We start from the raw sequence: 7390 nt of genomic DNA on the forward strand, positions 1-7390 counted from the left end.
GGTCCGGGCCTGATTTCCGGAGACGCACCATGTCCACCCCATCCGTCGTTGCGGCACCTGCCGCCAGCCGGCCCATGCCGTGGCTCATCATTCTCGCCGGCTCGCTGATCGCGGTGCTCACCTTCGGCCCGCGCTCGGCGATGGGTTTCTTCCAGCTGCCCATGCTGCAGGATACCGGCTGGGACCGCACCACCTTCGGCCTTGCAATGGCGCTGCAGAACCTTGCCTGGGGCGTCAGCCAGCCGTTCTTCGGCGCCATCGCCGACAAGTTCGGCACCTGGCGCGTGCTGCTCGTCTCCGGCCTCGTCTATGCGCTCGGCCTGTTCCTGATGTCGCTCGGCACTTCGCCGCTCTGGCTGCATGTCGGCGGCGGCGTGCTGGTCGGCCTCGGCGTCGGTGCCGGCTCCTTCGGCATCCTGCTCTCGGCCTTCGCGCGCAATGTGACGCCGGACCAGCGCTCCATGGCCTTCGGCATCTGCACGGCCGCGGGCTCGGCGGGCATGTTCCTCTTCGCGCCGCTGTCGCAGGGCCTCATCAGCGCCTATGGCTGGTCGGACAGCCTCGTCTATCTCGGCATCCTGATGCTCGCCGTCCCGCTCATCGCCATTCCGCTGCGCGGCAACTCCTCTTCCGGCATCACCGCGGCGAGCGAATACAAGCAGACCATCGGAGAGGCGCTGCGCGAGGCGCTCGGCCATCGCAGCTACCTGCTGCTGGTCGCCGGCTTCTTCGTCTGCGGCTACCAGGTCGCCTTCATCACCGCGCATTTCCCGGCCTATCTCGGCGATATCGGCATCGATGCGCGTTATGCCGTCATCGCGCTGGCGCTGATCGGCTTCTTCAACATCATCGGCTCGCTCGCCGCCGGCTTCATCGGCCAGCGCTATTCAAAGCCCTATTTCCTCGCCTATATCTACCTTGCCCGCTCGGTCGCGGTGGCGGCCTTCATCCTCCTGCCGAAGTCTCCGGCCTCGGTCATCGTCTTCGCCATCGTCATGGGCCTGCTCTGGCTCTCCACCGTGCCGCCGACCAACGGCCTCGTCGCCATCATGTTCGGCACGAAGCATCTCGGCCTGCTCGGGGGCATCGTCTTCTTCTCGCACCAGGTCGGTTCGTTCCTCGGCGTTTGGATGGGCGGCTATCTCTACGACCATTTCGGCACCTACGATCCGGTCTGGTGGCTCGGCGCGGCGCTCGGCATCTTCGCGGCGATCGTGCACTGGCCGATCGAGGAGAGGGGCGTCGTGCGCCCGGCCGCCGCCTGATCCGGAATCCCGCCCCGCCCGAAGGAATTCGGACGGGGCTTCTTGCAAACCGTCACAAAAGTTTCTAAATCTGAACCACCGGCAATGCCGGTTTTGTTTTGGAGCTATTATGCTCAAATTGAGCAAAATAGCCTTTCCGCCGGAGGGCGGCGGAAGAAAGGGAGGGTTCCATGACCGTTCTGGCCCAGCATGCGGGGATGGCCGAAGCCGCTCGTCCGCTCACTGCCGCGGAGCGCTTCGGCGTCGCCGAGAAACCGGACCTCACCTTCACGCCCGAGATCGCCCGCGAGACGGAACACCTTTACGAGAAGGTGAAGCAGTTCATCCCCGCCTTCGAATGGCCGGTCTATGCGCCCTATGTCGCCGCTATCAACCGGCTGAAGAAGGAGCGCGGCGCGGTCATCCTCGCGCACAATTACCAGACGCCGGAGATCTTCCACTGCGTCGCCGACATCGTCGGGGATTCGCTGCAGCTCGCGCGCGACGCCACCAAGGTGGATGCCGAGATCATCATCCAGTGCGGCGTGCACTTCATGGCCGAGACCTCCAAGCTGCTGAACCCGGAAAAGACGGTGCTCATCCCCGACGCCAGGGCCGGCTGCTCGCTGTCGGATTCGATCACCGGCGAGGACGTGCGCCTGCTCAAGCAGCGTTATCCCGGCGTGCCGGTCGTCACCTACGTCAACACCTCCGCCGACGTGAAGGCGGAGACGGACATCTGCTGCACCTCCTCCAACGTGCTCGCGGTCGTCGAGAGCCTGGAGAGCGACACCGTGCTCTGCATCCCGGACGAGTATCTGGCGATGAACGTCGCCAAGCAGACGAACAAGAAGATCCTCACCTGGAAGGGGCACTGCGAGGTGCACGAGCGCTTCACGGCGGCCGAGCTGCTCTCCTACAAGGAGGCCCATCCCGGCATCGAGATCATCGGCCACCCGGAATGCCATCCCGATGTCATCGCCGTCTGCGATTTCGCCGGCTCCACCTCGGGCATGATCAACTATGTAAAGGACCACCGTCCCCCGCGCGTGCTGCTCGTCACCGAATGCTCCATGGCCTCCAACATCCAGGCCGAGCTGCCGGGCGTCGATTTCGTCAAGCCGTGCAATCTCTGTCCGCACATGAAGCGCATCACGCTGCCGAAGATCCTCGACAGCCTGGTGCACATGACGGAAGAGGTCGTGGTCGACCCGGCGATCGCCGATCGTGCCCGCCTTGCCGTCGAGCGGATGGTGAATTTGAAGCAGTAGAGTAGCGCGTCAGCGCGAAATTTCGAGAAAGGCAGCGCCGAAGAGCCATTACGCCGATCCGTTGCCGCTGCCCCTCATCCCCTGCCGGGACCTTCTCCCCGCAAGCGGGGAGAAGGCGGAAAGCGGCGAGCCCAGCGCTCCTCGCCCCGCTTGCGGGGAGAGGATGCCGGCAGGCAGGTGAGGGGCATACTGGCGGACCGAAGCGTCGGAGGAGTATGACATGCCCATAGACAGTTTCCGCCCGCAATCCTGGAACGGCATCGACGATATCGTCATCGTCGGCGGCGGGCTTGCCGGCCTGTTCTGCGCGCTGAAACTCGCGCCGCGTCCCGTCACCATCCTCGCCGCCGCGCCGATCGGCCAGGGGGCGTCCTCCGCCTGGGCGCAGGGCGGCATCGCGGCGGCGATGAGCCCCGGCGACACGTTCGAAAAGCACGTTGCCGACACGCTCGAGGCCGGTGCCGGCATCGTCGACGAGAAGATGGCGCGTTTCATGGTCTCCGAGGGCCCGGCGCGCATCCACGACCTGCTCGAATACGGCGTGCCCTTCGACCGTGACCTCGAGGGCAAGCTGCTGCTCTCCCGCGAGGCCGCCCATTCGGAACGCCGCATCGTGCGCGTCAAGGGCGACATGGCCGGCAAGGCCATCATGGAGGCGCTGATATCCGCCGTGCGGAAGACGCCGTCGATCCGGGTTCTCGAAGGTTATGTCGTCGAGGAGCTGGTGCGCGAAGGCCGCTTCATCTCCGGCGTCGTCGCACGTCCGGATGCCGGCCAGTCGAAGAACCGCGTGCATTTCCCGGCCCGCGCCGTGGTGCTGTGCTCAGGCGGCGTCGGCCATCTCTACGCCGTCACCACCAATCCGTGGGAGGCCTGCGGCCAGGGCGTCGGCATGGCCGCGCGCGCCGGCGCCATCATCGCCGATCCGGAATTCGTGCAGTTCCACCCGACCGCCATCAATATCGGCCGCGACCCGGCGCCGCTCGCCACCGAGGCGCTGCGCGGCGATGGGGCGCACCTCGTCAACGCCGCGGGCCATCGTTTCATGCTGGATATCCACGAGGACGGCGAGCTCGCCCCGCGCGACATCGTCTCGCGCGGCGTCTTTGCGGAAGTGCAGGCCGGGCGCGGCGCCTTCCTCGATTGCACCAAGGCGGTCGGCGCCCATTTCCCCGACATGTTCCCGACGGTCTACGCCTCCTGCATCGCCGCCGGCATCGATCCCGTCACGCAGCCGATCCCCGTCGTGCCCGCCGTGCACTACCACATGGGCGGCGTGCTGACGGATGCGGAGGGACGCACATCGATCGACGGCCTGTGGGCGGCCGGCGAGGTCACCTCCACCGGCGTGCACGGCGCAAACCGCCTTGCCTCGAACTCGCTGCTCGAAGCCGTGGTCTTCGCCGCGCGCATCGCGGAAAACATCAAGGGCATGCTGCCCGAGCCGAAGATCAACGACTGGGGCAAGAATGCCGGCGAGAGCGACGACCTCGTCACAATCGAGGACAGCCCGGCGCTGAAGCGCCTGCGCCGCGTCATGAGCGACCATGTCGGCGTCATCCGCAGCCGCGAGGGCCTCAAGACGGCGATCCGCGAGATCGCCGCGCTGGAGCGCGAGAACAGCCGCATGCGCTTCCACAACATCGTCACCACCGCAAAGCTCATCGCGACGGGCGCCTATCTGCGCGAGGAAAGCCGCGGCGGCCACTTCCGCTCCGATTTCACCGAGCAGAAGGCGGACTGGAAGCACCGCACCTTCCTCACCCTCGCCGATGCCGAGAAGGTGGCGGCGGACCTTTCGGAAACGGCGGTGGCGTGAGGTTAACCCCCCTCTGCCCTGCCGGGCATCTCCCCCTCAAGGGGGGAGATCGGCAAGACTTACGGGCACTACTTACATAGCGGCGCCTGTAAGGGGCAAAACGCTTTCCACACCCGATCTCCCCCCTTGAGGGGGAGATGCCCGGCAGGGCAGAGGGGGGAGTCCCACAAGCACAGGGAGTGCAGTATGTCTCGCCACGAAGTCAAACCTGCCTTGCGAAAGAACGCCCGCACAATGCGCAAGGCTATGACAGAGGCGGAGCTGAGGTTTTGGAATGCGGTTCGTGCACATCGTTTGATGGAGCTGCACTTTCGCAGACAGATGCCAATAGCAGGTTACATCGTTGATTTCGCTTGCCCTGAGCATAAGATCATAGTCGAAATCGATGGCTCTGGACACGGAAGGACGGAAACGTTGATCGCCGATGCGCAGCGCGGTGAAAGGCTTGCGACACTGGGTTGGGCTGTTCTTCGCTTTTGGAATGATGATGTGCTGAAGGATATCGATGGCGTTTGCACTCACATTCTTCGGGTCATTGGTTTTGATGCATTAGAGGAAAAGTCTCCTCAGAAACTTAGGATAGTCCCATGACCACCCCCTATCTCCCCGTTCTCTCGCCCCTGATGGTGGAGGAGCAGGTGCGCGCGGCGCTGTCGGAAGACCTCGGGCGCGCCGGCGACATCACCAGCCAGGCGACCATCGCGCCGGAGCGTTCGGCGCGGGCGGAGCTGAATGCGCGCGAGGACGGCGTCATCGCCGGCCTCGATCTCGCCCGCGCGGCGTTCCGGCTGATGGATCCCGAAATCCGCTTCGAGGCCTTCGTGAAGGACGGCGACCGGCTTGCGCCCGGCACGGTGATCGCGCGGGTTTCCGGCCCCGCCCGCGCCGTGCTTTCGGCCGAGCGGGTGGCGCTCAACTTCCTCATGCACCTTAGCGGCGTGGCGAGCTACACGGCGCGTTTCGCCGCCGAGATCGCCCATACGCCGGCCAGGGTCTGCTGCACGCGAAAGACCATTCCGGGCCTGCGCGCGCTCGAAAAATATGCGGTGCGCATGGGCGGCGGCTCGTCGCACCGTTATGGTCTCGACGACGCGATCCTCATCAAGGACAACCACATCGCCGTCTCCGGCGGGGTCGCCGGCGCCATCCATGCCGCGCGCGCCTTCGCCGGCCATCTCGTCAAGGTGGAGGTCGAGGTGACGACGCTGGAGGAGCTGGAGGAGGCGCTGGAGGCGCAGCCGGACGTCATCCTGCTCGACAATATGGGGCCGGAGCTGCTGCGCCGCGCCGTCGAGATCAATCGTGACTGCGCGGGGCTGAGCGAGGCGACCTATGCCGCCGATCCGCGCCGCGTGAAGCTGGAAGCCTCCGGCAACGTGAACATCAAGACCGTCCGCGCGATCGCCGAAACCGGCGTCGACTACATCTCGACCTCCAAGATCACCATGGCCGCGCCGACGCTCGACATCGGCCTCGACGTCGTCGTGAGCTGACCCGTCCGGAACACCCCGGCGGACGATGCGTTCCGGTTCCATGGACAATGGCAATCGGAAGGATGCATCATGTGGAAGATCGTTGCAGGTGCGGTGCTGGCCGCCCCGCTCATGAGCCTGCCCGCCGCCGCCCAGCAGGCGACGGATACGGCACGGGCGAATTTCGTCGATCGTGACGGCAAGGAGACCGGCCGCGCCCAGGTGACCGCCGGGCGCGACGGCGTGCTGTTCGAGGTGGAGGTCTCCGGCCTCGAGCCGCGCAAATGGGTGGCGCTGCATATCCACGAGAACGGAACCTGCGAACATGCGGGCGGCCACGAATCGGCGGGCGGCCATTTCAACCCGGATGAAAAGAGTCACGGCTTCGTCTCGGCGGACGGCCCTCATGCCGGCGACCTGCCGAACCAGTATGTCGCCGAGGATGGCGTGCTGCGGGCCCAGGTCTATTCGACGATGGTGCGCCTCGACGATGCCGAGCGCGGCATCCGCGGCCGCGCGCTCGTCGTGCATGCCGGCTCGGACGACTACCGCACCGATCCGGCAGGCGGCGCGGGCGACCGCCTCGCCTGCGCCGTGATCGAATAGAGCCTATTCGGCCGGGGCCGCATCCGGCTCCGGCCCGCCAAGTTTCTGCCCGAAGGCGATGCGCACGCGGCGGTTCATCTCCCGTGTCGTCTTGAACCATTGCGGCGTCGATACCCAGTAGCGCAGCGTCAGGACGGCCGCGCTCTCCTCCAGGCTGTCGACGAAGACCTGCGGCGGCGGCACGGATTCGATCATGGGATCTTGCTTTGCGATCGACAGCAGCCGGTCGATCTCGTTGTCGATGTCGCGATCGTTCGGCACTTTCACCTGGAGATCGTGCTTGCGGGTGCGTTCGCGGCTGTAATTGGTGACGGGCGTGTTCCAGAGCGTCGAATTCGGCGCCAGGCGATAGAGGCCGTCGCTCGTCTTGAGTTCGGTGGCGAAGAGCCCGACTTCGGTGATCGTGCCGGAAACGTCCTTCGTCTCGATATATTCGCCCACCCGGAAGGGGCGCAGCACCAGAAGCATGATGCCGGCGGCGATGTTCTGCAGCGTGCCCTGGAGGGCGAGGCCGATGGCGAGGCCTGCGGCACCAAGAGCGGCGATGATCGAGGCCGTCTGCACGCCGAACTGGCCGAGCACCGTCACGAAGACGAGCACGAGGACCGCATAGCGCAGGATGTTCGCGAAGAAATGCGCGAGCGTCGCATCGATGCCGCGCACATGCGAAAGCCCGGTGAGCGCCCAGCGGTGCAGGATACGGGAGAGAAACCAGCCGAGCACGAGCAGCACGATCGCGCCGAGGATGGAGAAGGAATATTGCACGGCAAGCGCGCTCGCCTGCGCCAGCGCCGCCCGCGTCGCAACGATGATGTCGGTTGCCTGTTGTTCCATGAACCTTTCCCCGTTGATATCGAAGGGGGAATGGCAGGATGCAGGATAAGTTCCGGCTGGAGTTGCTCTAGTTGTTCAGTCCCGGCATCTGGTGGATTGGATCGAGGATGAATCTGCCGGGCTCTGAAGTCCAGACCTTGCAGA

The 7390-nt window shown here is 65.5% G+C and carries 7 protein-coding genes; 6 read left to right on the forward strand and 1 reads right to left on the reverse strand.

What is annotated here, in order from left to right:
• Positions 1–29 precede the first annotated feature (29 nt).
• The 6 genes from MUU56_RS25565 to MUU56_RS25590 all read left to right on the forward strand — a co-directional run bounded on the left by MUU56_RS25565 (position 30) and on the right by MUU56_RS25590 (position 6412).
• Entirely contained in the window at positions 30–1265 is a 1236-nt protein-coding gene (locus MUU56_RS25565; protein WP_244770091.1) for an MFS transporter, read from the forward strand.
• A gap of 170 nt (positions 1266–1435) precedes the next feature.
• On the forward strand, positions 1436–2515 hold the full coding sequence (gene nadA, locus MUU56_RS25570; protein ID WP_244770092.1) for a quinolinate synthase NadA: 1080 nt from the start codon (positions 1436–1438) through the stop codon (positions 2513–2515).
• Positions 2516–2735: 220 nt separating this feature from the next.
• The gene (locus MUU56_RS25575; protein WP_244770093.1) at positions 2736–4334 is read left to right on the forward strand and encodes an L-aspartate oxidase; all 1599 of its coding nucleotides are present in this window, start codon (positions 2736–2738) and stop codon (positions 4332–4334) included.
• A 186-nt stretch (positions 4335–4520) separates the two neighbouring features.
• Positions 4521–4925 carry an endonuclease domain-containing protein gene (locus MUU56_RS25580; RefSeq protein WP_244770094.1) on the forward strand — a complete coding sequence of 135 codons (405 nt, stop codon included), beginning with the start codon at positions 4521–4523 and terminating at the stop codon, positions 4923–4925.
• Complete coding sequence (gene nadC / locus MUU56_RS25585) at positions 4922–5827, forward strand: carboxylating nicotinate-nucleotide diphosphorylase (protein ID WP_244770095.1); 906 nt, start codon at positions 4922–4924, stop codon at positions 5825–5827. Before MUU56_RS25580 ends, nadC begins: the two co-directional genes overlap by 4 nt.
• A gap of 69 nt (positions 5828–5896) precedes the next feature.
• Positions 5897–6412 (forward strand): superoxide dismutase family protein, encoded by a 516-nt coding sequence (locus MUU56_RS25590; RefSeq protein ID WP_133033221.1) that lies wholly within the window; start codon positions 5897–5899, stop codon positions 6410–6412.
• Positions 6413–6415: 3 nt separating this feature from the next.
• On the opposite strand, the gene MUU56_RS25595 is transcribed toward MUU56_RS25590, so the two are convergent.
• Entirely contained in the window at positions 6416–7246 is an 831-nt protein-coding gene (locus MUU56_RS25595; RefSeq protein ID WP_244770096.1) for a mechanosensitive ion channel family protein, read from the reverse strand.
• Positions 7247–7390 lie beyond the last annotated feature (144 nt).

This window comes from Shinella yambaruensis (assembly GCF_022899355.1).
GTDB lineage: Bacteria > Pseudomonadota > Alphaproteobacteria > Rhizobiales > Rhizobiaceae > Shinella > Shinella yambaruensis.

Excerpts from the sequence above, each read along its gene's own strand:
- MUU56_RS25565 (WP_244770091.1), top strand. The coding sequence starts at position 30 with ATGTCCACCCCATCCGTCGTTGCGGCACCTGCCGCCAGCCGGCCCATG.
- nadA (WP_244770092.1), top strand. The coding sequence starts at position 1,436 with ATGACCGTTCTGGCCCAGCATGCGGGGATGGCCGAAGCCGCTCGTCCG.
- MUU56_RS25575 (WP_244770093.1), top strand. The coding sequence starts at position 2,736 with ATGCCCATAGACAGTTTCCGCCCGCAATCCTGGAACGGCATCGACGAT.
- MUU56_RS25580 (WP_244770094.1), top strand. The coding sequence starts at position 4,521 with ATGTCTCGCCACGAAGTCAAACCTGCCTTGCGAAAGAACGCCCGCACA.
- nadC (WP_244770095.1), top strand. The coding sequence starts at position 4,922 with ATGACCACCCCCTATCTCCCCGTTCTCTCGCCCCTGATGGTGGAGGAG.
- MUU56_RS25590 (WP_133033221.1), top strand. The coding sequence starts at position 5,897 with ATGTGGAAGATCGTTGCAGGTGCGGTGCTGGCCGCCCCGCTCATGAGC.
- MUU56_RS25595 (WP_244770096.1), bottom strand. The coding sequence starts at position 7,246 with ATGGAACAACAGGCAACCGACATCATCGTTGCGACGCGGGCGGCGCTG.